This window comes from Ruegeria sp. CDSA021, from assembly GCF_059612325.1.
The window spans coordinates 127961-149024 of record NZ_JBXWQJ010000011.1; the positions used below are offsets into that span (position 1 = coordinate 127961).

The following is a 21064-nucleotide window of genomic DNA, read 5'->3' on the forward strand; positions in this document are numbered from 1 at the left end:
CCGCCCTCCTCACTTCCGCCTAAGCAGCGGTCTTGTTGTTCTTGTGCATGATCTCGCGGGCCAGATGCCGATAAGCCATCGCACCAAGCGAACCCGAGTCGTATTGCAAGACAGGCAGCGCATACGACGGTGCCTCACTGACCCGCACATTCCTGGGTATCTTTGTCTTAAAGACCATCTCACCCAGATTGTCACGCGCATCCTTTTCGACCTGACGGGACAAGTTGTTGCGGTTGTCATACATGGTCAACACAACACCTTCGATTCTCAGGTCAGGATTCGCGGTTTGTCGAACTTCCCGGATCGTCAGCATCAGCTGAGAGAGACCTTCCAGAGCAAAGAACTCACTTTGCAGCGGCACAAGGACCGAATGCGCCGCCACCATCGCGTTGACGGTCAACAGGTTCAACGACGGCGGGCAATCAATAAGGATAAAGTCCAGGTTGTAGACATCAACCGCAGTCTGCCGCAGCGCATCATGCAGCAAATAACTACGCTTTTCGTTCGAAATCAATTCAATGTCAGCCGAACTCAGATCGACTGTAGCCGGAACAACCAGAAGATTTTCGATTTCCGTTTCCTGAACGACGGCCTCCAACGGAGCATCGTCAAGGATGAGATCATAAGTTGTCCAATCCCGATCCTCTACACCCAAACCGGTGGACGCATTCCCCTGAGGGTCAAGATCAACCACCAAAACCCTGCAACCGGATTCCGCCAAACCCGCTGCCAAGTTGATTGCCGTCGTTGTCTTCCCTACCCCGCCCTTCTGATTGGCGACCGCTATTATCCGAGGTCCTGAAGGTCGGGACAGATCAACCACGTGATACTCCTTTGATTTTAAGGATAACGGCCTGAGGTTCAGTTAAACTTGTAATCGGCTCGACATCGAATTTCCATTCTTCTTGAGCCTCTGACAGCTCTTTTTTCCAGTTTACGCCTTTGGGCAACAAAGCGGTACCATTCTTGCTTAAATGCCTGTCGCAAAAGGACAATAAAACCCGCAATTCTGCCAGTGCGCGGGCAGAAAGGATATCTGCATACAAAGGATCAACGCTTTCGATTCGTTTTGAAACCACAGTGCACTTAATTCCACATTCCCGTGCAACACTACGTAAGAAAGCGGACTTTCTTTGATCGCTTTCAACGAAGGAAAACTTGGAATCCGGTGATTGATCAGCCGCAATCAAAGCGCACACCATCCCCGGAAACCCGCCTCCGCTTCCGATATCCACCCAGTTTTCGAACTGATCGGCGCATTTATAAACTTGCACGGAGTCGAGGATATGGCGATCCCAGATGTGCTCCAGACTATTGCGGGACACAAGATTGATCTTGGGATTCCAGCGTTTTACGAGATCAACATAGACTTCCAATCGCTCGAATGTTTCACGTGAAACATTCAAACGCTCAAATGTGGAATATTCTGCAGTCATGCCCGTCGCGCCCTGTCATCACGGCGGAGCTTTGCGAGCACAAGCGTCAGCGCAGCAGGTGTAACCCCCTCGACCCGACTTGCCTGGGCGATATTTGAAGGTTTCGCCTGCGATAGCTTTTGCTTCATCTCCGATGACAAGCCTTCCAAAGAGAAATAATCGAAGTCGCGTGGAATAACATATGATTCATCCCGCTTCATTGCTTCCACATCGCGTTTCTGGCGAGCAATATAGTTTGCATAAAGTGCATCACGTTCGACCTGAAGCCTGATTTTTTCATCTACATCTTGCAGATCCGGGATCAAAGGCAGCAAGTTATCAAAAGATACGTCCGGAAAGGCCAGGATCGCCATCCCGTCGCGGCGATTCCCATCTTGGTTGACGTTTATCCCAGCGGAAAGCACTTCTTTTGGTGTGTAGGTTCGCTTAGTCAGCTTAGCCTTCACCTCATCAAGCTGGTTCATTTTGTCTTCAAAATGTGCCCGGCGGTGAGACCCAACGCATCCGAGCTCTATCCCGACTGGCATCAAGCGTTGGTCTGCGTTATCTGCGCGAAGGGAAAGACGAAACTCTGCCCGCGAGGTAAACATCCGGTAGGGTTCAGCCACGCCGCGTGTTGTCAGGTCATCTATCATAACTCCGATATAGCTGTCGGATCTGGTAAAATGTACAGGATCACGACCGTGCACCTCCAGCGCGGCATTGAGGCCGACAACCATACCTTGCGCGGCCGCTTCCTCATACCCTGTGGTTCCATTAATTTGACCCGCCAAATACAGTCCCGGAACATCGGGAAGCGACAGAGTTCCAGTTAAAACACGAGGATCGACGTAGTCATACTCAATAGCATAACCCGGTTGTAAAATCTCTGCGCTTTCAAGGCCTTTTATGGATCGGACATACTGCAACTGCACGTCTTGAGGAAGCGACGTCGAAATACCATTGGGGTAGATCGTGTGATCGTTCACCCCTTCGGGTTCCAGAAAAATCTGATGCGATTCCTTGTCTGCAAATCGTACGATCTTGTCCTCAATAGAGGGGCAATATCGAGGGCCTATGCCGTCAATATGGCCGCCATACATTGCTGACTTCGAAAGATTGGCCTCGATGATCTCATGTGTTTTTGCGTTGGTATGTGTGATTCCACAGGAAATCTGCGGTGCGACTACGTCCGTAGACAGAAACGAGAACAGTGTTGGCTCTTCGTCCCCGTCTTGACGCTCTAGGTCGGACCAGTCGATTGTCCGCCCGTCCAGGCGAGGTGGCGTACCTGTTTTCAAACGTCCCAACGGCAAATCATAACTATCCAGACGTTCGGCAAGCTTGACAGAGGGGCGGTCACCCATCCGTCCACCAGGGCGGGACACGTCACCGATATGAATGACGCCACGCAAAAATGTCCCAGATGTCAGTATAACTGCGCGACCAGCAATCTCTGATCCGTCCGAAAGTAGCACGCCGGAAACGCGCGATCCATCCATGAGAAAGTCGACAACTTCACCGACGATAACAGACAGGTTGATCTGATTCTGCGTTTCTCTCTGCATCGCTGCCCGATAGAGGGCGCGGTCTGCTTGTGTTCTGGGACCCTGCACTGCCGGTCCCTTTCGGCGGTTCAATAAACGAAATTGAATGCCCGCTTGGTCCGCGACACGTCCCATAACACCGTCAAGCGCGTCAATCTCGCGAACCAGGTGGCCTTTCCCCAAGCCCCCAATCGCTGGGTTACAAGACATAACACCTATGTCTGACGCTGATAGGGTTACTAACGCGGTACTAGCGCCCATCCGCGCAGAGGCATGAGCGGCCTCGGTCCCGGCGTGCCCTGCGCCAATTACGATGACATCAAACTTCGAATGTTTCACGTGAAACACTCCTTACTTTCCCAAACAGAAGCTAGAGAAGATTTCATCCAGCAGTGTTTCGACATCTATTCTGCCAACCAGAGATTCAAGAGCCCGTATGGCGGTTCTCAGTTCTTCTGCCACGATATCATACAGGTTCGGGCCTGATTCCAGAACCGAGATCGCCGACTGGAGAGAATCCAACGCCCTATTGATTGCAACGCGATGGCGTTCCCGTGTTGCAATACCATGGGTAGTGGTTCTTTTACTAAGTTCATACGAAATCTGGTCTACAAGCGCATCGAGTCCCTGCCCTGTTTTTCCAGATACACCATGACTTCTTTCACCTCGAAGGTCAGCCTTTGGCAGAACATGAATATCACCCTCTTGCTTCCCAACACCAAGTTCTTCCGGTGTATCTGACAGGAAAACACGTAGGTCGGCAGCCTCCGCTCTACTGCGCGCCAGCTCGATGCCCAGGTTTTCGACATGGTCTTCGGTTTCTCGCAACCCGGCCGTATCCAACAAAGTCACTGGTAATCCAGCAAGATCCATCCGAACTTCAATCACATCACGCGTGGTCCCAGCATATTCTGAGGTAATTGCGGCCTCTCGACCGGCCAAGGCATTCAAAAGAGTAGATTTACCTGCATTCGGAAGCCCCACGATTGCAACTTCAAACCCTGTGCGTATACGTTCGGCGATTTTCACACCATCTGCCTCGCGGCGAAGGTCAGACGTGACACCCTGGATCAGTTCACGGACTTCAGGCGTTACATCTGTTGGAACCTCTTCATCAGCAAAGTCGATAACAGCTTCCAACAAGGACGCAGCCCGTATCAAATCCTGACGCCACCGTTCTGCCAAAGTGCCCAGCTCGCCAGCCAAAATGGTTTGTGCTTGCTTGCGCTGCGCCTCGGTTTCGGCGTCGATCAGATCGGCCAAACCTTCGACCTGCGTCAGGTCCATTTTACCATTTTCAAGCGCCCGGCGCGTGAACTCACCCGGTTCCGCGATACGCAGCCCATCAGTATCCGACAAGCATCGCAGCACAGCGTTGACGGACGCAGTACTGCCATGGACCTGGAGCTCTGCCACATCTTCGCCGGTGAAACTGGCCGGAGCCTGGAATGTGAGGACCAATCCGTCGTCCAGACGTGCTCCGCCCTGATCTCGCAGGGTACGCAGAACCATTCCACGCTCAGGTAGCGTGCCACCTGTCAATCGCGCCGCCGCAGAATGCGAGTCCGGGCCCGAGAGGCGTATAACCGCCACTCCAGCTTTGCCTTGCGCGCTGGCCAGGGCAAATATCGTATCCATGAATAGCCCCCGCGTCAGAACCGGTTCGGCGTCAGGTGTTCATTGAATCGAAGAATTCCGAGTTTGTCTTGGTCTGCTTCAACTTCGACAGCAGGAACTCGATTGCGTCGGTCGTTCCCATCGGGTTGAGAATACGGCGCAGAACAAAAGTCTTGGCCAAATCACCCTTGTCGACCAGCAGGTCCTCTTTCCGGGTGCCGGATTTGAGGATGTCGATGGCCGGGAACACGCGCTTGTCTGCAATCTTGCGATCCAGAACGATTTCCGAGTTACCAGTGCCTTTGAATTCTTCAAAAATCACCTCGTCCATCCGACTGCCGGTGTCGATCAGCGCGGTGGCGATAATGGTCAGCGAACCGCCCTCTTCAATGTTCCGCGCGGCACCAAAGAACCGCTTGGGCCGTTGCAGGGCGTTGGCATCCACACCACCGGTCAGAACTTTACCCGAGGATGGGACCACAGTATTAAACGCCCTACCAAGTCTTGTGATCGAATCGAGAAGAATAACAACATCTCGTTTATGTTCGACCAAACGCTTGGCTTTTTCGATAACCATTTCTGACACGGCTACGTGGCGCGTTGCCGGTTCGTCAAAGGTCGAGGATACAACCTCACCCTTCACCGAGCGCTGCATGTCAGTCACCTCTTCGGGGCGTTCATCGATCAGCAGGACGATCAGATAGCATTCAGGGTGATTCTTCTCGATCGAGTTGGCGATGTTTTGCAGGATCACGGTCTTACCGGTCCGCGGTGGCGCCACGATCAAAGAACGCTGGCCCTTACCGATGGGAGACACCAGATCGATGACACGCGCGGATTTATCCTTGATGGTGGGATCTTCAACCTCCATTTTCAGACGCTCATCGGGATAGAGCGGTGTCAGGTTGTCAAAGGCGATCTTGTGCTTGGCTTTTTCAGGATCTTCAAAGTTGATCTTTGTAACTTTGATCAGTGCAAAATAGCGCTCATTTTCGTCCGGAGCTTTAATATCGCCTTCAACCGTATCCCCGGTCCGCAACGAGTGCTGGCGGATCATCTCGGGCGAGACATAGATGTCGTCCGGACCCGGCAGATAGTTCGCCTCGGGCGAGCGCAGGAAACCGAAACCGTCCTGAAGAACCTCCAGCACGCCATCGCCGCCAACGGTCCAGCCTTCATCCGCGCGTTCACGCAGGATCTGGAACATCATCTCGCCTTTTCGCATGGTCGAGGCGTTTTCGATCTCCAGCTCTTCGGCCATCGCCAAAAGGTCTTTGGGGCTTTTGGCTTTCAGATCGGCCAGATTCAGAGATTCTGTTGTCATGATACAAACCTTCACCGCTGAGTTTGCGGCACGAAGTGGAATTTCAGTACGGAAGATACGCCGCCCGGACGGGCGTGTTGGTTCTTACATAAGCGCGACAGCGTTCGGAGTCAAATAGGCCCTCAGAACTTCAGAACGACCGCCAGAACGATGACAACCATCAGAATGGTGGGAACCTCGTTCATCATGCGATACTGCCGCCCAGTGAGCTTGTTTTGCCCTTCCAGAAAATCTTTGCGCCGTACCATCAGCCAGTGATGAAACCAGGTCATGCCGATTACTGCGGCACCCTTTACCCAGGGCCACGCCCAATCCCATCCAACAATGCCCGGCGTGAACACCATGATCAGGCCACAGACCCAAGCCACGATCATCGCAGGGCGCATGATCACACGCAGCAGCTTTTCTTCCATTTCAAAGAAGATATCCTGCGCACCTTCGACTGATTGCGCTTTCTCAACATGATAGACGAATAGTCTAGGCAGATAGAACAGACCTGCCATCCACGAGATCACAGCCATGATATGGAGTGACTTCACCCACGGGTACAGCGTGAAAAGAAGATCTGTCATTTCGGCTCCGGGCGTTGTTCGGGACTCTCCCTAATAAAAAAATAAGAAAAGAAAAAGGATGATGGTTTTGTAGGGTAGGCAAATTCCGTGGATTACTTTTTTACACAAGTGTTTTCCCCATGTGGACAGAGCATTCGAAATTTAGGGCGATTCTGTTGAAATTAAAAACTATACTTTAAAAACAATATCTTATGATGCGGATACTAAGGTGGGATTTGGGGATAACTCTTTGGGTATCATGGGATAATCAGGTTATCCCGGTTTTCTAAGTTATCCTTGTCCCGGCTGGATGGGGTTTGAGCGACTCGAGGATCTTTGTTGCGAATATCCCGGGGTTGCGTGTCAACCGGAAAACCATACAAAGCACTCCATAACTCTCATCGACTTGCACACGGGGTTTTCCACATGTCTGTCCCCATTCTTCTCGCCTCGGGATCTGCCATTCGGGCGCAGCTGCTCAAGAACGCAGGTGTTCCATTCACGGTTCAAACTGCACGCGTGGATGAAGAGATGGCCAAACGCGCCCTACTGGCCGAAAACGCATCACCACGGGATATTGCTGATACGCTTGCTGAAATGAAAGCCCGCAAGGTCAGTGACAAGAACCCTGGTGCTATGGTTCTGGGTTGTGATCAGGTTCTGGACTTTGACGGTCAGCTGCTGTCGAAGCCCGAAACTCCTGAACAGGCAATGGCTCAGCTGAAAGCCATGCGTGGCAAGCGGCACATGCTTTTGTCTGCCGCGGTGATCTATCAGGATGGCGAACCGATCTGGCGGCATGTGGGACAGGTGCGATTGCGGATGCGGGCCAGTTCTGATGCCTATCTGAAGGACTATGTTTCGCGGAATTGGGACAGTATCCGTCATGCGGTCGGCGCATATAAGCTGGAAGAAGAAGGTGTCCGCCTGTTCGCCACCATTGACGGCGACTATTTTAACGTTTTGGGTATGCCCCTGTTGGAGCTTCTCAACTTTCTGGCTGTCAAAGGGGTGATCGATCAATGACGGACTACCGGGTTCCTCTGGCCGGGGTGATCGGACATCCCATCGGACACTCCCGTTCCCCGAAACTGCATGGCCATTGGCTGAAGACCTACGGCCTTGCCGGACATTACGTTCCTATGGATGTTGCATCCGCGGACCTAGAGACTGTGCTGCGCACTCTACCCAAAGCAGGTTTTGTTGGGGCGAATGTTACCGTTCCCCATAAAGAAGCAGCTTTGAAGATTGCCGACCACGTATCCGACCGCGCGACAGTGATTGGCGCTGCGAATACACTGGTGTTCCGTGAAGATGGCTCGATCCACGCGGATAACACCGACGGGTACGGTTTCATGGAAAACCTGCGCAGCGGAGCGCCGGACTGGAATGCCAAAGACGGACCAGCCGTAGTGTTCGGCGCCGGAGGGGCGGCACGTGCGGTTCTGCAAGCCTTGTCCGATGCAGGCGTGCCGGAAATCCTGCTGGCCAATCGAACGCGCGCCCGTGCGGATCATCTGAAAGAAGAGTTCGGTCAGCGTATCCGTGTTGTCGACTGGGTTCAGGCCGGGAATGTCATCGAAAACGCGGAACTGGTGGTGAACACAACCTCATTGGGCATGCAGGGCCAGCCCGAGTTACGGGTTCCCCTGGATGGGTTGCAGCCCGGCGCCGTTGTCACAGACTTGGTTTATGCCCCTTTGAAAACACATCTGTTGCAAACCGCAGAAGAGGCTGGCTGCACCACGGTCGATGGTTTGGGCATGTTGCTGCACCAGGCAGTTCCCGGCTTTGAACGCTGGTTCGGTGTCCGCCCCGAAGTAGACGCGGAAACGCGCAAGGCGGCTTTGGCATGAGCTTTGCCCTTGGCCTTACCGGCTCCATTGGCATGGGGAAAAGCACCACGGCGCAGATGTTTGTCGAAGAAGGTTGCGCCTTGTGGGATGCGGATGCAGCAGTGCATCGGTTGTATGCGCCCGGAGGCGCAGCGGTTGAACCTATGCGTGCATCCTTCCCTGCCGCGATTGTTGACGGAGCTGTCAGCCGGGATGGGTTGAAACAGATTATTGCCGCTGATGCTGATGTGTTGAAGGTTATTGAGGCCATTGTTCATCCCTTGGTCGCTGCTGACCGCGCGGAATTCCGCGAAAGCACATCAACCGATATTTCAGTGTTCGACATTCCGCTTTTGTTTGAAACCGGCGGAGATGCAGCGATGGATGCGATAGCATGTGTTTCGATCCCGGCAGATGAACAAAAGCGCCGCGTCCTGAAGCGTGGAACAATGACCGAGGCGCAATTCGAACAGATCCGCTCCAAGCAGATGCCAAATGAAGAGAAATGCGCGCGATCGGATTTTGTGATCGTGACAGACACTCTGGACCACGCCCGCGCGCAGGTGCAGGATGTGGTCAGGCAGATACGGGCGGGGATGGCCAATGCGTGAGATTGTACTCGATACCGAAACCACCGGGTTCGACCCCGAAAGCGGGGACCGGATCGTTGAAATCGGTGCCGTTGAGCTGTGGAACCACGTCGCCACGGGTGAGACGTATCACGTCTATATCAACCCTGAACGGGGTATGCCGGATGAGGCGTTTGGCGTGCATGGCATTGGTCCAGACCTGTTGGACAACCCGCGTCCACCTGAAAAGGGTGAGGTGACGCTGAAAGACAAGCCGGTTTTTGCCAAGGTTGGTCATGGGTTTCGTGACTTTGTTGGGGATGCGCGGCTGGTGATCCACAACGCGTCGTTCGATATGAAGTTCCTGAACGCCGAACTGAAAAGGATGGGCGCGACGTTAATCCCGATGGAGCAAGCGCTGGATACGCTGGCAATCGCCCGCAAACGGTTTCCCGGCTCTCCGGCGTCACTGGATGCGCTGTGTCGTCGTTTCAACATCGATAACTCGAACCGCGTTCTGCACGGCGCCTTGCTCGACTCTGAAATTCTGGCCGAAGTGTATCTGGAGCTGATCGGTGGGCGGCAGCCAGATTTCGGCCTTTCGGCTTCTGCGTCTTCTGCGGCGGGCGGCAGCGATGACTGGCGACCAACACCGCGCGCGATACCATTGCCATCCCGGATCACCGAGGATGAACGCGCAGCACACGAAGCATTTGTTGGAAAACTGGGCGAAAGCGCCCTGTGGACCCGCGCCTGATCAGTTCAGGCACGGGTCAAACCCTTAGGCGTCTGTTTTCTGGGCCTGTTCGGCCTGACGGCGCATCAATTCGTTGCGATACAGAGCCACGAAATCAATGTTGTCCAGGTTCACTGGCGGGAAACCGCCATCACGGGTGATGTCGCTGACAATACGGCGCAGGAACGGGAACAGCATCCGCGGGCATTCGATCATCAGGAACGGGTGCAGCTGATCTTCCGGCACACCTTCCACGTGGAACAGACCGCAATAGTCCAGCTCGCACATGAACAGCACGTCATCCAGGCCTTTGGCCTTTGATGTCAGGTTCAGCTTGATGGACACTTCGAACTGATGGTCGGCGCTGCGCTTCTTGGCGTCCAGGTTCACCTGAACCGCAATTTCCGGCTGCACGTCGCCTGACACACCCTTCTGCGCCATCACGTTTTCAAAGGACATGTCACGGATGAACTGCCCCAGAACACGCATCTGAACCTGCGGGGTGGCTTGGGCCGCAGTGTTTTCTGCAGCGTTTTCTTCGGCCATGGATCTACTCCAAAATTAAACTTCGCCACTGCTTAGCAAGTTGGGCGCGGCACCTCAATGCTGGTGGGGGCCTTCCACCCATTTCGACGGCTTTGAAGGCTCTTTTTTCGGGCGAACTTCGCTGAATTCCCCGTCAATGATGTCCCCTTGCCCGAAAGGATTCTCGCGCGACTGAAATCCGGCTCCCGACCCCATCTGGAAATGAGCCACGGTGACTTTCGACCTGAGATAACGAAATACAGCAACACGAACGCCCGGAACCAGCAATGCAAATCCCACGGCGTCGGTAAAAAACCCCGGTGTCAGCAATAGTGCACCGGACAGCAGGATCATCGCACCATGGGCCAAGGGCTCGGTCGGGTCATCCAGTTCAGCAAACGAACGCTGCAAATTCCCCAGCGCCATGCGACCTTGTGTCCGCACCAAAACCGTACCCAAGACAGCGGTTAGCACAACGATAGCAAGGGTTGGCCAAAGCCCGATCAGGCCACCAACCTGAATAAACAGCGCAATCTCGATGATAGGCACCAACAAAAATGCCAAGAACAGGTACATTTACGTTATCCTTTCCCTAAGGCCGGGCTGTGGACTTGCCACCCACGCTCACCTACATAGTAGCATGAGGCCGCGTATACAAAGTCGCGGTTCTGAAAAGAGGATGAAATGAACGAACCCATGATCCAGCTACTGGTCCTGGCCGGAATTGCCGTTTTCCTGATCCTGCGCCTCAAAAGCGTATTGGGTACGCGTGAAGGTTTTGAAAAACCGCCTGTGCAACAACAGCCCGAAGCGCACAAGTCGCGCCGCGATTTCGAGGTGATCGAAGGCGGCCCGGATCATGACATCACTGACCATGTCGCAGAAGACAGCGAGCAGGCGCAAACCCTGGCCGCCATGAAACGAGTGGAGCCCAGTTTTTCGGTCGGTGAATTTGTTCATGGCGCACGTGGTGCGTATGAAATGATCGTGATGGGGTTCGAAAAGGGAAATCTGGACGAAATCCAGCCGTTCCTGTCGGAAGAGGTTTTTGAATCCTTCGTTGCTGGCGTGGCCGCACGCGAAGATCAGGGACTGACCATCGAGGCCGAATTTATCGGCGTCCGAGAGACTGCCCTGTCGGATGTGAAATTCGACAAGGATACCAATGAGGCCGAAATCACTATGAAGTTTGTGGGTGAGTTGACCTCGGTTGTGCGGGATCGCGGTGGTGACATCATTGAAGGCAGCCCGAACACCGTGAAACGCCAAAAGGACAGCTGGACCTTTGCCCGTGTGATGGGCAAGGACGATCCGAACTGGTTGCTTGTTGCCACGGACGCATGATTGCTACGCTCCGGTCGCTTTTTCTGGTGGCTGCGATGACCGCTGCCAGCGCTGCCGGGGCCGAGGCAACGCGATCCATTCTGACGTTCGACGATCTGCAGGGCTGGGCCGACGATAACCACGGTGCAGCCCTTGCCGTTTTTCTGAACACATGTGGTGATCTGAAGGACCCGGATTGGCGCGCGTTATGCGGAGTAGCGGCGACATATGACGCGGATGCTGCGCAGGCGTTTTTTGAGCTCTTCTTCCGCCCGGTTCTGGTCGAGGATGGCAAGGATGCCCTTTTTACAGGGTATTTTGAGCCTGAACTTGATGGCGCGCGTAGCCGGACTGATCGCTTCAAGTACCCTATTTACAAAATGCCCCCCGAAGCGCGGAAAGGGCCATGGCTCAGCCGTCGGGAAATCCTGACCGGTGATGTGATGCAGGGACGCGGGCTTGAGATTGCCTGGGTCGATGACCCGGTTGAACTGTTTTTCCTACAGATCCAGGGCTCGGGGCGTGTCCGGTTGCCTGATGGTGGTGCGTTGCGCGTCGGTTATGGCGGTGCCAATGGCCACCCCTACAGGTCCATAGGAGTTGAATTGGTACGACGCGGGGTCCTAGGTGCGCATGAGGTGAGCGCCCAGATGATCCGAGCATGGGTGCGCAAGAACCCAGAAGCTGGTGCCGAGTTGCTGTTCCACAACCCTTCCTATGTATTCTTCCGCGAAGTCTCGCGCGTTGCGCCCGAGCTTGGGCCGCTGGGCGCCATGAACCGATCGATCACTACGATGCGCAGCATTGCGGCGGATCCGGCCTATACCCCGTTGGGGGCTCCGGTCTGGGTTGAAAAAGACGGAAAGGACCCGATGCGGCGCCTGATGATCGCGCAGGATACAGGTGCGGCCATTAAAGGCGCGCAAAGGGCAGACATCTTTTTCGGAACGGGTGACGAAGCCGGACAAGCGGCGGGCAGGTTGAAAGATCCGGGCCGGATGGTCGTTTTGTTACCAATCCAGCGTGCTTATGCTTTGTTGCCGGATGAATTCTGATGACCCGGCGCAAACTGACGAGCGAAGAGATCGAGCTGTGGCGCAAGGTCGCCAAACAGGCCGAGCGGATGCACCCGGAAATCCCGCAGACGGTCCATCCGACCTCTTTGCCGAAACCCAAGCCCAAGAAAACGCCGAAACCCCGGTTAGAAGCGTTTGAAATGGGTCAGGTCCATCAGGCCAAACCGAAACTGAACGATTTGAAACCATCGGTCACAGATACGCTGCGCAATTTGCCGGTTCAGATGGATACCAAAGCCTTCGGCCGGATGAAGCGGGGCAAGCTGAAACCCGAAGGCAAGCTGGATCTGCACGGTATGCGGGTCGACACGGCGCATCCTGCGCTGATCCGTTTTGTCCTGACGGCGCAGGCGCAGGGCAAGCGGCTGGTTCTGGTTGTGACTGGTAAGGGCAAGGATCGGGACGAGCCCGGCCCGATCCCTACACCACGCGGTGTCCTGCGCAATCAGGTGCCGCACTGGCTGTCCATCCCGCCACTGTCACAGGCGGTGATGCAGGTCACGCCCGCCCATATCAGCCATGGCGGCGACGGGGCTTACTATGTGTATCTCAGGCGCGTGCGCTAAAGATCACGACGGGCGCGGGAAATTCCGACCCAAACCAGACCGCATACCAGTACGAAGAACATGCCTACCCAGATAAACTGGGTGTTCAGCGATACACCAACGTCAATCAGAAGCCCGGTCAGGCCCGGACCAATGGCCGACCCCAGTACCATGACTGCTGCCGCCATTGCCTTGATGGCTCCGATGTGCCGGGTTCCATAGAATTCTGCCCAGAAAGCGCTGGGCAATGTACTGTTCGCCCCAACGGTCAGAGCCAGAAAGATCAATCCAATCGTTGCTCCTGAAATAGAATTGGTCATGCCTAAAATGACAAATCCGATCGCCATGGGGATTTGGTAATAGGGCATGATGCGCGCGGTGCCCCATTTATCCAATGCCCAGCCCGCAGCAAACAGGGACAAAAGCGATACTCCGGTATAGACCGGAAACAACGCTACCAGTTGGATATGCTGCCAGCCTTTAACATCAGCCAGATAAACCTGGTGGAAGAAAAACGCGGTGATGAATGCCGATGGTCCCAGGACCGATGGCACCATGAACCAGAACAGAGGATGGAACAGGGCGTCGCGGCGGCTCCAGTGACGGTCCTGCATGCCTGTGGCAGAGGATTCGCTGGACAAGCTTTGCGGTGTTCGTTCGTCACGCAGTAAGCGCATAAGCATGGGTATGCCCAACAACGTGACACCCGCAGCAACAATCCACAGCCACCGCCAGTCCAGGTAAACCATCGCAGCGACAAAGATCAGCGGCAGCAAAGCTTCGCCGATCGCATAACCCGTTGAGGCAATGGAGAGCGCTTTGCCCCGCGTAACGGTGAACCACCGCGCCATTGCGACAACGGCCAGATGTGTGCTCATTCCCTGACCAAACAAGCGCAGGAGAAAGATCACTGCTGGCAACACCAGCAACCAGGTGTTCAGTGACATGGCAATGGCGGCCAAGGCCAATCCTGCCAGAACCACAGGGCCCAATACCCGGACCCGGAAGATGTCCGTTAACCCCCCGGCCCAAACCATCACAATGGCCGACAGGGTTGTGCCCAATGTGTATAGCCCGCCCCAGGCACCATGGCTGAGGCCAAATTCCGCGCGAATCTCGCCAGCGAAGATCGAAATGAAAAAGGTTTGTCCAAAACTGGACAGAAAAGTCAGCAGAACGCCGGCACCAAGCCAGGTTGCGTTGTCCAGCAGATACTGACGCAGGTTGAACCGCGTCACGGAGAGCCGACCTCCGCCTGCCCTGTTTCTGTCAGTACAATTCCAGTTGCACCATCAGGATTGCGCTCGGAGGGTGGCACCAGAATGTCGATTGCCGGTCGGTCCTCACGTCCGAAGGTACTGTTGACGCGCCGCAACGAGTTGAGGATCGACAGCAATGCCGGGGATGTCGCCGCAACGAAATGCGAGGACGCCGCGTCACTGTTGAATGCTGTTGTATCGATGACGCTGATCGGGAATTCCTCAAGCGGATCAATCGAGCTGATGTTTCCCAGCCTTTGCCCCTCATGCGTGCCGCGAAGGCGGGCCGAGATGTTCAGAATCTTGTCCTTTTGGGACACCATTACAAGGAATGGATCGGGGGGGTTGTCGATCCGCTTCATTTGTGAACGGAACAGATCAAGATCCAGGTCGGGTGAGATCAGCACGACGCCTTCGATGTTTCGTTTGGCCCAACCGGGTTCCTGCAATTCAGCTTGCCGCATCATTTCCATCGACAAGGCCCCACCCATAGAATGCGCGATCAGAATAACGCGTTTCACACCCATGGATTTCAGTTCGCGGATGGTTTGCTCCAACCCGTCGCGGGCAAACAACATACTGTCCAGATCGTAGGCATATCCGTAGCCCGTCGCACGGCTTGGCCAAGAATACACCAGCGTCGATCCCGGAAGGCCGATGTCATGCGTCAGCTGTGCGGCGCGGAAGATCGTTTCGGTCTGGGTCGAGTTGTAGCCGTGCACAAAAATGGTGACGTCATCCTGACCTCGTAGATGTTCGCGCAGCCCTTTAGGGCCGTCCAATTCTGTCACATCTGCCAGAACAAATTCTTTTTGCGGATTAGGGTTCGCGTAGGAGAATTTGAGTGTACCCGGAGTATGTGTCGGCGGAATCGAAACCGTAGTTTCCAAAAACCTTAACGTTTCGCCACGTCGGAACCCATATGATCCGTCAGCCTCACGCGCTCGGGTCGTGCTGGCAAAGATGGTTTCGGGTGTGCCGATACTTGCAGCAGCAGGCACAACCTCGGACACCGTCCGGTCAACGCAGGCGCTGAGCGAAAGAGATACGAACAAAATGATGAAATAGCGCAGCACGGATCAACCCTCGGGGTGGTTCGTGCATACGCTATCTTATTCTCGCCCAGCGTCCAGCAGGGCCGAGCAAAAACAACGGCGAAATCCGGCCTGCCCCGTTACAAAACGTAACGGCTGAGGTCGGTGGACTTGGTCAATTCTCCAAGATTGTCGCTGACAAACTGCGCATCGACGGTGATTTCTGTTCCGGCTTTGTCGGGGGCCGCAAAGGACAGGTCTTCGAAAACCCGTTCCATGACCGTGTAAAGCCGCCGCGCGCCAATGTTTTCGATACTTTGGTTTACATCTGCCGCAATTTTCGCCAGCGCGGCGATGCCGTCTTCGGTAAAGCTGACTGCTACCTCTTCGGTGCCCATTAGCGCGGTGTATTGCCGGGTCAGTGCGTTGTCCGTTTCGGTCAGGATGCGCACAAAATCTTGTTCTGTCAGGGCACGCAGTTCCACGCGGATTGGCAGACGGCCCTGCAATTCCGGCAACAGGTCCGAAGGTTTGGCGATGTGGAACGCCCCTGACGCGATGAACAGGATATGGTCGGTTTTCACTGGGCCATGCTTGGTCGAGACAGTTGTGCCCTCGATCAGGGGCAGCAAATCACGCTGAACCCCTTCGCGGCTGACATCACCGCCGCGCGCGTCCGAACGAGCACAAACCTTGTCGATTTCATCCAGAAAGACTATGCCGTTCTGTTCGACCGACTCCAACGCCACCCGATTGACGGTTTCGTCATCCAGCAACTTGTCGGCCTCTTCTCCGATCAGCACGTCATAGCTTTCGGCGACACTCAGGCGTTTTTTGACGGTACGACCGCCAAACGCCTTTCCGAAAATATCGCCTAGGTTCATCATTCCCATTTGGCTGCCGGGCTGGCCCGGAATGTCGAACATCGGCATCGGGTTCGCGCTGTCGGAAACCTCCAGTTCGATTACCGTATCGTCCAGGTCGCCCGATTTGAGCTTTTTGCGGAACATTTCACGTGTCGCTTCACGGGCATCCGTTCCGGCGAGCGCTTCGATCACGCGATCCTCGGCGGCCTGATGGGCGCGGGCTTTGACGTCTTCGCGCATGTATTCGCGGGTCTGGAGGATCGCTGCGTCTGCCAAATCACGGACGATCTGTTCCACGTCGCGCCCGACATACCCAACCTCGGTAAACTTGGTGGCTTCGACCTTGATAAACGGCGCACGGGCCAGTTTGGCCAGACGGCGGCTGATTTCGGTCTTGCCCACACCGGTGGGGCCAATCATCAGGATGTTCTTCGGATAGACTTCATCCCGGATGTCATCAGCCAACTGCTTGCGTCGCCAACGGTTGCGCAGGGCAACGGCCACCGCACGTTTGGCATCTTTCTGGCCAATGATGAAGCGGTCCAGTTCCGAGACAATCTCGCGCGGGGTCAGGTCTGTCATAGGTATTCTATCCGTTGTTTCGCAACGGAACCTAATCATACGACGCGAAAACACAAGCTGATCGCGAAAATCTCACGCCAACTCACCACGAGCACACGAAAAATCGATGTGATGTGAATCGTCACACCTACGGCATGTGAGGCATAGATTTTCACAACAGGCAAACCAGCCTGAATTTACAAATGGAGATACCTCATCATGATGACTCGTCGTTCGCTTTTTGTGAAAGCCGCCGCAACTGGCGCGGCGCTGACCCTGGCCGGCACCACCGCTGCTGTGGCAGGCGGCGCCAAAAAGAAAGGCTCGTTCGAGGGCCGCTCGAACCACATCACCACCGGGTCGGTGAAACTGGTCAAGGAAGGCGACCGTTACATCGTTGAGCTGGGCGACGACTTTTCGCTGGACGGTGGTCCCGACCCGCGCGTGGCCTTCGGCAAAGATGGCAAATACGCTTCTGACAGCAAGCTGGGTGCGCTGCTGCATCTGACGGGCAAGCAATCTTATGCTGTACCGCCGACAATGGATGTGTCGGGCTACAACGAAGTCTATATCTGGTGCGAGGTCGCCGGTGTACCGCTGGGTGTGGCAACACTGAAGTAATCACGATCGTCAGAGGCCGAGCGCTTCGGCCTCTGACGCGCAGCTAGGTAACAGGGCAACTGTCTGTTACACTCGCCCCAAGGCATTGGAACCGGGGGCGTTTTATGACTAAAATTGCCAAGATCACGCTACTTTTTGTAGTTTTTGTTGATCTGATCGGGCAAGGATTGGTCTTTCCGATCATCAATTCCCTGATCATGGAAACCAAATCTGGCTTCCTGGCTGACAGCACGTCGGTAGGTCGCCGCCATTTCTATTATGGGCTGGTAATCGGGTGCTTCTTCCTGTCTTGGTTTCTGGGCGTTGTCTACGTCTCGAAAGTGTCGGATTCGATCGGACGCAAGAACGCCTTGCTCGTGTGTCTTTGTGGGGCATTGGCCGGATATGCTCTGACCATTGCCGCTCTTTACCTGAACAGCCTTCTTCTGTTGATTGTCGGGCGTTCGATCACCGGATTTACTGCGGGCAACCAGCCCATTGCTCAAGCCGCGATGATAGATGGCAGTGCTGACGCCGCGGATCGAGACCGCAACATGGGCTATATTGTAACGGGCGTCAGCTTTGGCCTTGTTGGTGGCCCGATTATCGGAGCGGTTTTGTCAGATGCTGCCTTGTTGGGCAGTTTCGCGACGCTGAAAACCCCGTTTTATGGCGCTTTCGTTTTGGTGTTGATCGCTATCTTTCTGGTGTTTTTCTTCTTCCAGGATACCCGAATAGATCGTGCGCCTTTTGTGTTCCGGCCCCGTGACATTGCAGACAGCCTGGTCGCGGTACGAGGTCACCCGATGGTGCTGAAGATCCTGCCTGTTTATTCGTTCTTCATGATTGCAAACGTTACTTTCTACGTGTTCGTCGACAATTTCCTGACCAGTGCTTTCGGGTACGGAGTCATCGGAGGCAGTATGGCGATGGTTGTCATTGGTGTGGCATTGGCCTTCTCCAGTACCTTCCTTGTGAAACCCGCGCAGGAGAGGTTCAGCAAACATGCGATTATCTACACATCACTTGTGGTCATGGTGGTTTGCGGACTTGCTTTCGCCTTCAGCCCAAGCGGCGTCTTCAGCTATGTGCCGGTCTTTTTCTTCTACTTCCTGTTCGGAGTTGCTTATCCGACGATGCTGGGCCTGTTTTCCTCCAGCGTCAGTGAGACGGATCAAGGCTGGGTCATGGGCGTGACAACCGCTGTCTTCTGTCTGGCCGGAGGCATCATGTCCCTGATCGGCGGCGGGCTGATGAGTATCGACATCCGCGTGCCCTACTACATCGTGGTATTCGCCGCGATCTTGGGCCTGATCGGAATGCACCGCCGCTGGAAGGGGAAAGAGATTAAGGCGCTGTTAGCCTGAAATCGACTCAACCGTCAGATTGCCGTTGGTATAGACGCAAATGTCGGCGGCAATTGCCATGGCCTCACGCGCCACCTGCTCGGCCTCTTTGTCGCCGTCCATCATCGCGCGGGCTGCGGCGAGGGCAAAGTTTCCGCCTGACCCGATGGCAGCCACATTGTGTTCTGGCTCCAGCACGTCCCCTGCCCCGGTGATCACCAGAAGGTCCTTGCCGTCGGTGACGATCAGCATCGCCTCAAGCTTTTGGAGGTATTTATCAGTGCGCCAGTCCTTGGCCAGTTCGACCGAGGCGCGGGCCAGTTGGCCGGGTGTGGCCTCAAGCTTGGATTCCAGACGTTCCAGCAACGTAAAGGCATCCGCGGTCGATCCAGCGAATCCAGCCACAACTTCAAACCCGCCGGGTGACAGGCGGCGTACTTTGCGGGCCGTTCCCTTAATCACCGTCTGGCCCAGACTGACTTGACCATCACCGGCTATCACGACCTGACCGCCCTTTTTGACGCCAATGATCGTCGTGCCGTGCCAACCGGGAAAGTCGTTATCTGCCATGATCGTCTCCGTTTTCACTGGCGCTATATATGGGCTGGGCGCGGTGTTGACGCAACCCGTTCCGAAACCGCCCAAAAGATATGCAAGAAATGCAATTCGGGTCTACCAGACCAGCAATTGTGAGTCCGGCACAGAGGTACTACATGAGGCTCACAACCGACAACGGGTCGGCTGTTTCTTCAAAAAGGACTGCGCTCATGGCAACCACCGCTAATATCCATGCGCCGCTCGGAGCAGCTACCATCCTGCACGTGGCGGACACTTTCACCAACGTCGTCAAATCTGTTGTCAACTGGAACGACGCACGTAAAACACGGATCCTTCTGTCGAAGCTCAGCGACGCTCAGCTGGACGACATTGGTCTGATCCGCGAGGATATCGCCAAACTCTGATCCTTCTGACGGATCACCAATTCGAAACAGCCGCCCGGGATTCCGAGCGGCTTTTTCTTTGCTCAGTTCTGCACGAATTTTCCGGCAAGGTCAGGCAGAAAAGCTTCGATCGCAGCAGTTGCAACCACATGTTTGGTGCCAGCCGCTTCATCAACAACATCCAAACCTCCTTTGACTGCGCGGACTTCGGCCCTGCCCCTTGGCAGGTCGGCAGCAACCAGATCGCAATCCACCTGTTTGGGATCCTGTACGCCGATTGTGACGCTGACGCGCATTTCGGAATGATCAATTCCAAGTTTTGAAAACAGTGTGATCGATGAATGATGCAGTGCGTCCTGCACCGCACGTCGGGCCGCTTTGGTATAGTCCTGACCGTACAGGTCGTTGCCTGTTCCCATTTCCAGGATGATGCGTTTTTCACTCATTGCGTGGGCTCCATGTCAAAAGAAACGACCAGAGCGGCGTTGGCTATGACCGTGCACCCGTCACTATGTGGTTTGTGGATATCCAACCCGCCTTTTGTGACCGTGATATTCGGCTGACCATAAGGGAAGATGGCTTTGAGCGCTTCGGTATCCACCTGATCCGGCTGCTGGACGCCGATTTCAGCATCAATGATCATTGCCTCTTTGGGGAATCCAAACAGTTCAGCCATATTGACCGAGTTGTGCCACAGCGCATCCTTGATCGCTCGCAACGATGCCTCGGTATAGTCCATTCGGCGCAGGGAGGTACCCATCCCGAACTCTACAAGAACCCGCGTTTTTGCCATTGGTTTCTCCGACATATGCAACAAAAAAGGCGCCCCGATCTGAGGCGCCTTTGGAGTTCTGAAGCAACTTATGCGTGCTGGATAAGCTTCCAGGTAACAGCCTTCCGGTTGTGTGGTGGCATTACGTTACCTTTTGCGATCGGGGCTGTGGTCGATGGAGTATCCAACGACTTCCAAACCCCGCTCTCCGGGCACTTTTCCCCAGTCCGCGAAGTTGTTCCAATAGGTTTTTTTCTGGCATGATAATTCATGGCCATTCTCCATAGCTTGAGTACGGAGACGCGCCACAAGGTTGCAAATCCTGATTCGCAACGCGTCTCCACCTACAAGACTTGCAGGTATCGTGAACATAATTGTGCCATATTCAATGAGTCAACAGGTATATTGCGTGAACCACAATATGTAGCGGTATCGGGAAAAGGATGGGATATTCGCCACTTGTTAAGAGAAAATAAAAAAGCGCCACATCAAGTTATTGACGTGGCGCTTTTTTTCTGAAACGCGTCGCGAATCAGGATTTGCAACTACCGTTAGACTCCATGTGTAGAAATCTGTCAAATAGTTTTTGGACAAGCTGCCAATTCTGGCTGTCTTAAGCAAA

At 54.7% G+C, this 21064-nt stretch carries 25 protein-coding genes; 11 read left to right on the forward strand and 14 right to left on the reverse strand.

The features are described 5' to 3' along the window. Positions 1-19: 19 nt before the first annotated feature. The 6 genes from AC2FLD_RS15485 to AC2FLD_RS15510 all read right to left on the reverse strand — a co-directional run bounded on the left by AC2FLD_RS15485 (position 20) and on the right by AC2FLD_RS15510 (position 6475). Positions 20-823 carry a ParA family protein gene (locus AC2FLD_RS15485; protein ID WP_050604645.1) on the reverse strand — a complete coding sequence of 268 codons (804 nt, stop codon included), beginning with the start codon at positions 821-823 and terminating at the stop codon, positions 20-22. After that, positions 816-1436, reverse strand: coding sequence for a 16S rRNA (guanine(527)-N(7))-methyltransferase RsmG (gene rsmG / locus AC2FLD_RS15490; protein ID WP_496670220.1), 621 nt, complete (start codon positions 1434-1436; stop codon positions 816-818). The genes AC2FLD_RS15485 and rsmG overlap by 8 nt, the downstream gene beginning before the upstream one ends. Continuing rightward, positions 1433-3301, reverse strand: coding sequence for a tRNA uridine-5-carboxymethylaminomethyl(34) synthesis enzyme MnmG (gene mnmG, locus AC2FLD_RS15495; protein WP_496670221.1), 1869 nt, complete (start codon positions 3299-3301; stop codon positions 1433-1435). The genes rsmG and mnmG overlap by 4 nt, the downstream gene beginning before the upstream one ends. Positions 3302-3313: 12 nt before the next feature. Further along, positions 3314-4600 (reverse strand): tRNA uridine-5-carboxymethylaminomethyl(34) synthesis GTPase MnmE, encoded by a 1287-nt coding sequence (mnmE, locus tag AC2FLD_RS15500; protein ID WP_496670222.1) that lies wholly within the window; start codon positions 4598-4600, stop codon positions 3314-3316. 31 nt (positions 4601-4631) lie between these two features. After that, on the reverse strand, positions 4632-5903 hold the full coding sequence (gene rho, locus AC2FLD_RS15505; protein ID WP_050604648.1) for a transcription termination factor Rho: 1272 nt from the start codon (positions 5901-5903) through the stop codon (positions 4632-4634). Between the two features lie 122 nt (positions 5904-6025). Beyond that, a complete protein-coding gene (locus AC2FLD_RS15510) occupies positions 6026-6475 on the reverse strand; it encodes a CopD family protein (protein WP_496670223.1) in 450 nt (149 codons plus the stop codon). A 405-nt stretch (positions 6476-6880) separates the two neighbouring features. Between AC2FLD_RS15510 and AC2FLD_RS15515 the strand changes: the two genes are divergently transcribed. From AC2FLD_RS15515 to dnaQ, 4 genes are read left to right on the forward strand one after another with little or no spacing between them, the layout of a single operon-like run. Beyond that, positions 6881-7480 (forward strand): Maf family protein, encoded by a 600-nt coding sequence (locus AC2FLD_RS15515; RefSeq protein ID WP_496670224.1) that lies wholly within the window; start codon positions 6881-6883, stop codon positions 7478-7480. Continuing rightward, the gene (locus tag AC2FLD_RS15520; RefSeq protein WP_496670225.1) at positions 7477-8310 is read left to right on the forward strand and encodes a shikimate dehydrogenase; all 834 of its coding nucleotides are present in this window, start codon (positions 7477-7479) and stop codon (positions 8308-8310) included. The genes AC2FLD_RS15515 and AC2FLD_RS15520 overlap by 4 nt, the downstream gene beginning before the upstream one ends. Next, positions 8307-8900 (forward strand): dephospho-CoA kinase, encoded by a 594-nt coding sequence (gene coaE / locus AC2FLD_RS15525; protein ID WP_496670226.1) that lies wholly within the window; start codon positions 8307-8309, stop codon positions 8898-8900. Before AC2FLD_RS15520 ends, coaE begins: the two co-directional genes overlap by 4 nt. Continuing rightward, on the forward strand, positions 8893-9615 hold the full coding sequence (gene dnaQ, locus AC2FLD_RS15530) for a DNA polymerase III subunit epsilon (protein ID WP_496670227.1): 723 nt from the start codon (positions 8893-8895) through the stop codon (positions 9613-9615). Before coaE ends, dnaQ begins: the two co-directional genes overlap by 8 nt. A 24-nt stretch (positions 9616-9639) precedes the next feature. Here dnaQ and secB read toward each other — a convergent pair whose 3' ends face one another. Continuing rightward, positions 9640-10140 carry a protein-export chaperone SecB gene (secB, locus tag AC2FLD_RS15535; RefSeq protein ID WP_496670228.1) on the reverse strand — a complete coding sequence of 167 codons (501 nt, stop codon included), beginning with the start codon at positions 10138-10140 and terminating at the stop codon, positions 9640-9642. A 54-nt stretch (positions 10141-10194) separates the two neighbouring features. Next, complete coding sequence (locus tag AC2FLD_RS15540) at positions 10195-10695, reverse strand: FxsA family protein (RefSeq protein ID WP_496670229.1); 501 nt, start codon at positions 10693-10695, stop codon at positions 10195-10197. Positions 10696-10803: 108 nt separating this feature from the next. Here AC2FLD_RS15540 and AC2FLD_RS15545 point away from each other — a divergent pair, with 108 nt between their 5' ends. From AC2FLD_RS15545 to AC2FLD_RS15555, 3 genes are read left to right on the forward strand one after another with little or no spacing between them, the layout of a single operon-like run. Further along, positions 10804-11463, forward strand: coding sequence for a Tim44/TimA family putative adaptor protein (locus AC2FLD_RS15545; protein WP_496670230.1), 660 nt, complete (start codon positions 10804-10806; stop codon positions 11461-11463). Then, on the forward strand, positions 11460-12497 hold the full coding sequence (gene mltA, locus AC2FLD_RS15550; RefSeq protein ID WP_496670231.1) for a murein transglycosylase A: 1038 nt from the start codon (positions 11460-11462) through the stop codon (positions 12495-12497). The genes AC2FLD_RS15545 and mltA overlap by 4 nt, the downstream gene beginning before the upstream one ends. Continuing rightward, complete coding sequence (locus tag AC2FLD_RS15555; protein WP_496670232.1) at positions 12497-13084, forward strand: Smr/MutS family protein; 588 nt, start codon at positions 12497-12499, stop codon at positions 13082-13084. The genes mltA and AC2FLD_RS15555 overlap by 1 nt, the downstream gene beginning before the upstream one ends. Here the strand turns inward: AC2FLD_RS15555 and AC2FLD_RS15560 are convergent. From AC2FLD_RS15560 to hslU, 3 genes are all read right to left on the reverse strand, one after another. After that, positions 13081-14301, reverse strand: a complete 1221-nt coding sequence (locus AC2FLD_RS15560; protein WP_496670233.1) for an MFS transporter — start codon at positions 14299-14301, stop codon at positions 13081-13083. The genes AC2FLD_RS15555 and AC2FLD_RS15560 overlap by 4 nt on opposite strands. Continuing rightward, a complete protein-coding gene (locus tag AC2FLD_RS15565; RefSeq protein ID WP_496670234.1) occupies positions 14298-15398 on the reverse strand; it encodes an alpha/beta hydrolase in 1101 nt (366 codons plus the stop codon). The genes AC2FLD_RS15560 and AC2FLD_RS15565 overlap by 4 nt, the downstream gene beginning before the upstream one ends. A 98-nt stretch (positions 15399-15496) precedes the next feature. Continuing rightward, a complete protein-coding gene (gene hslU / locus AC2FLD_RS15570) occupies positions 15497-16804 on the reverse strand; it encodes an ATP-dependent protease ATPase subunit HslU (RefSeq protein ID WP_496670235.1) in 1308 nt (435 codons plus the stop codon). Positions 16805-17002: 198 nt separating this feature from the next. Between hslU and AC2FLD_RS15575 the strand changes: the two genes are divergently transcribed. Further along, positions 17003-17404 carry a DM13 domain-containing protein gene (locus tag AC2FLD_RS15575; RefSeq protein WP_050604661.1) on the forward strand — a complete coding sequence of 134 codons (402 nt, stop codon included), beginning with the start codon at positions 17003-17005 and terminating at the stop codon, positions 17402-17404. A gap of 104 nt (positions 17405-17508) precedes the next feature. After that, complete coding sequence (locus tag AC2FLD_RS15580; protein WP_496670236.1) at positions 17509-18750, forward strand: MFS transporter; 1242 nt, start codon at positions 17509-17511, stop codon at positions 18748-18750. Here the strand turns inward: AC2FLD_RS15580 and hslV are convergent. Then, positions 18742-19299 carry an ATP-dependent protease subunit HslV gene (hslV, locus tag AC2FLD_RS15585; RefSeq protein WP_050604663.1) on the reverse strand — a complete coding sequence of 186 codons (558 nt, stop codon included), beginning with the start codon at positions 19297-19299 and terminating at the stop codon, positions 18742-18744. The genes AC2FLD_RS15580 and hslV overlap by 9 nt on opposite strands. Positions 19300-19496: 197 nt before the next feature. On the opposite strand from hslV, the gene AC2FLD_RS15590 reads away from it, so the two are divergent. Beyond that, complete coding sequence (locus AC2FLD_RS15590) at positions 19497-19691, forward strand: DUF1127 domain-containing protein (RefSeq protein ID WP_496670237.1); 195 nt, start codon at positions 19497-19499, stop codon at positions 19689-19691. A gap of 62 nt (positions 19692-19753) precedes the next feature. On the opposite strand, the gene AC2FLD_RS15595 is transcribed toward AC2FLD_RS15590, so the two are convergent. Further along, entirely contained in the window at positions 19754-20116 is a 363-nt protein-coding gene (locus tag AC2FLD_RS15595; protein WP_496670238.1) for a Lin0512 family protein, read from the reverse strand. Continuing rightward, a complete protein-coding gene (locus AC2FLD_RS15600; RefSeq protein WP_496670239.1) occupies positions 20113-20463 on the reverse strand; it encodes a Lin0512 family protein in 351 nt (116 codons plus the stop codon). The genes AC2FLD_RS15595 and AC2FLD_RS15600 overlap by 4 nt, the downstream gene beginning before the upstream one ends. A 249-nt stretch (positions 20464-20712) precedes the next feature. Here AC2FLD_RS15600 and AC2FLD_RS15605 point away from each other — a divergent pair, with 249 nt between their 5' ends. Further along, positions 20713-20961 carry a hypothetical protein gene (locus AC2FLD_RS15605; RefSeq protein ID WP_496803723.1) on the forward strand — a complete coding sequence of 83 codons (249 nt, stop codon included), beginning with the start codon at positions 20713-20715 and terminating at the stop codon, positions 20959-20961. Positions 20962-21064: the final 103 nt, after the last annotated feature.

What these genes read in the sequence shown, in the direction of transcription:
- rsmG (WP_496670220.1), bottom strand. Translation starts at nt 1,436, where the DNA reads ATGACTGCAGAATATTCCACATTTGAGCGTTTGAATGTTTCACGTGAA.
- mnmE (WP_496670222.1), bottom strand. Translation starts at nt 4,600, where the DNA reads ATGGATACGATATTTGCCCTGGCCAGCGCGCAAGGCAAAGCTGGAGTG.
- rho (WP_050604648.1), bottom strand. Translation starts at nt 5,903, where the DNA reads ATGACAACAGAATCTCTGAATCTGGCCGATCTGAAAGCCAAAAGCCCC.
- AC2FLD_RS15510 (WP_496670223.1), bottom strand. Translation starts at nt 6,475, where the DNA reads ATGACAGATCTTCTTTTCACGCTGTACCCGTGGGTGAAGTCACTCCAT.
- AC2FLD_RS15515 (WP_496670224.1), top strand. Translation starts at nt 6,881, where the DNA reads ATGTCTGTCCCCATTCTTCTCGCCTCGGGATCTGCCATTCGGGCGCAG.
- AC2FLD_RS15520 (WP_496670225.1), top strand. Translation starts at nt 7,477, where the DNA reads ATGACGGACTACCGGGTTCCTCTGGCCGGGGTGATCGGACATCCCATC.
- coaE (WP_496670226.1), top strand. Translation starts at nt 8,307, where the DNA reads ATGAGCTTTGCCCTTGGCCTTACCGGCTCCATTGGCATGGGGAAAAGC.
- dnaQ (WP_496670227.1), top strand. Translation starts at nt 8,893, where the DNA reads ATGCGTGAGATTGTACTCGATACCGAAACCACCGGGTTCGACCCCGAA.
- secB (WP_496670228.1), bottom strand. Translation starts at nt 10,140, where the DNA reads ATGGCCGAAGAAAACGCTGCAGAAAACACTGCGGCCCAAGCCACCCCG.
- AC2FLD_RS15540 (WP_496670229.1), bottom strand. Translation starts at nt 10,695, where the DNA reads ATGTACCTGTTCTTGGCATTTTTGTTGGTGCCTATCATCGAGATTGCG.
- AC2FLD_RS15545 (WP_496670230.1), top strand. Translation starts at nt 10,804, where the DNA reads ATGAACGAACCCATGATCCAGCTACTGGTCCTGGCCGGAATTGCCGTT.
- mltA (WP_496670231.1), top strand. Translation starts at nt 11,460, where the DNA reads ATGATTGCTACGCTCCGGTCGCTTTTTCTGGTGGCTGCGATGACCGCT.
- AC2FLD_RS15555 (WP_496670232.1), top strand. Translation starts at nt 12,497, where the DNA reads ATGACCCGGCGCAAACTGACGAGCGAAGAGATCGAGCTGTGGCGCAAG.
- hslU (WP_496670235.1), bottom strand. Translation starts at nt 16,804, where the DNA reads ATGACAGACCTGACCCCGCGCGAGATTGTCTCGGAACTGGACCGCTTC.
- AC2FLD_RS15575 (WP_050604661.1), top strand. Translation starts at nt 17,003, where the DNA reads ATGATGACTCGTCGTTCGCTTTTTGTGAAAGCCGCCGCAACTGGCGCG.
- AC2FLD_RS15580 (WP_496670236.1), top strand. Translation starts at nt 17,509, where the DNA reads ATGACTAAAATTGCCAAGATCACGCTACTTTTTGTAGTTTTTGTTGAT.
- hslV (WP_050604663.1), bottom strand. Translation starts at nt 19,299, where the DNA reads ATGGCAGATAACGACTTTCCCGGTTGGCACGGCACGACGATCATTGGC.
- AC2FLD_RS15590 (WP_496670237.1), top strand. Translation starts at nt 19,497, where the DNA reads ATGGCAACCACCGCTAATATCCATGCGCCGCTCGGAGCAGCTACCATC.
- AC2FLD_RS15595 (WP_496670238.1), bottom strand. Translation starts at nt 20,116, where the DNA reads ATGAGTGAAAAACGCATCATCCTGGAAATGGGAACAGGCAACGACCTG.
- AC2FLD_RS15600 (WP_496670239.1), bottom strand. Translation starts at nt 20,463, where the DNA reads ATGGCAAAAACGCGGGTTCTTGTAGAGTTCGGGATGGGTACCTCCCTG.
- AC2FLD_RS15605 (WP_496803723.1), top strand. Translation starts at nt 20,713, where the DNA reads ATGGCCATTCTCCATAGCTTGAGTACGGAGACGCGCCACAAGGTTGCA.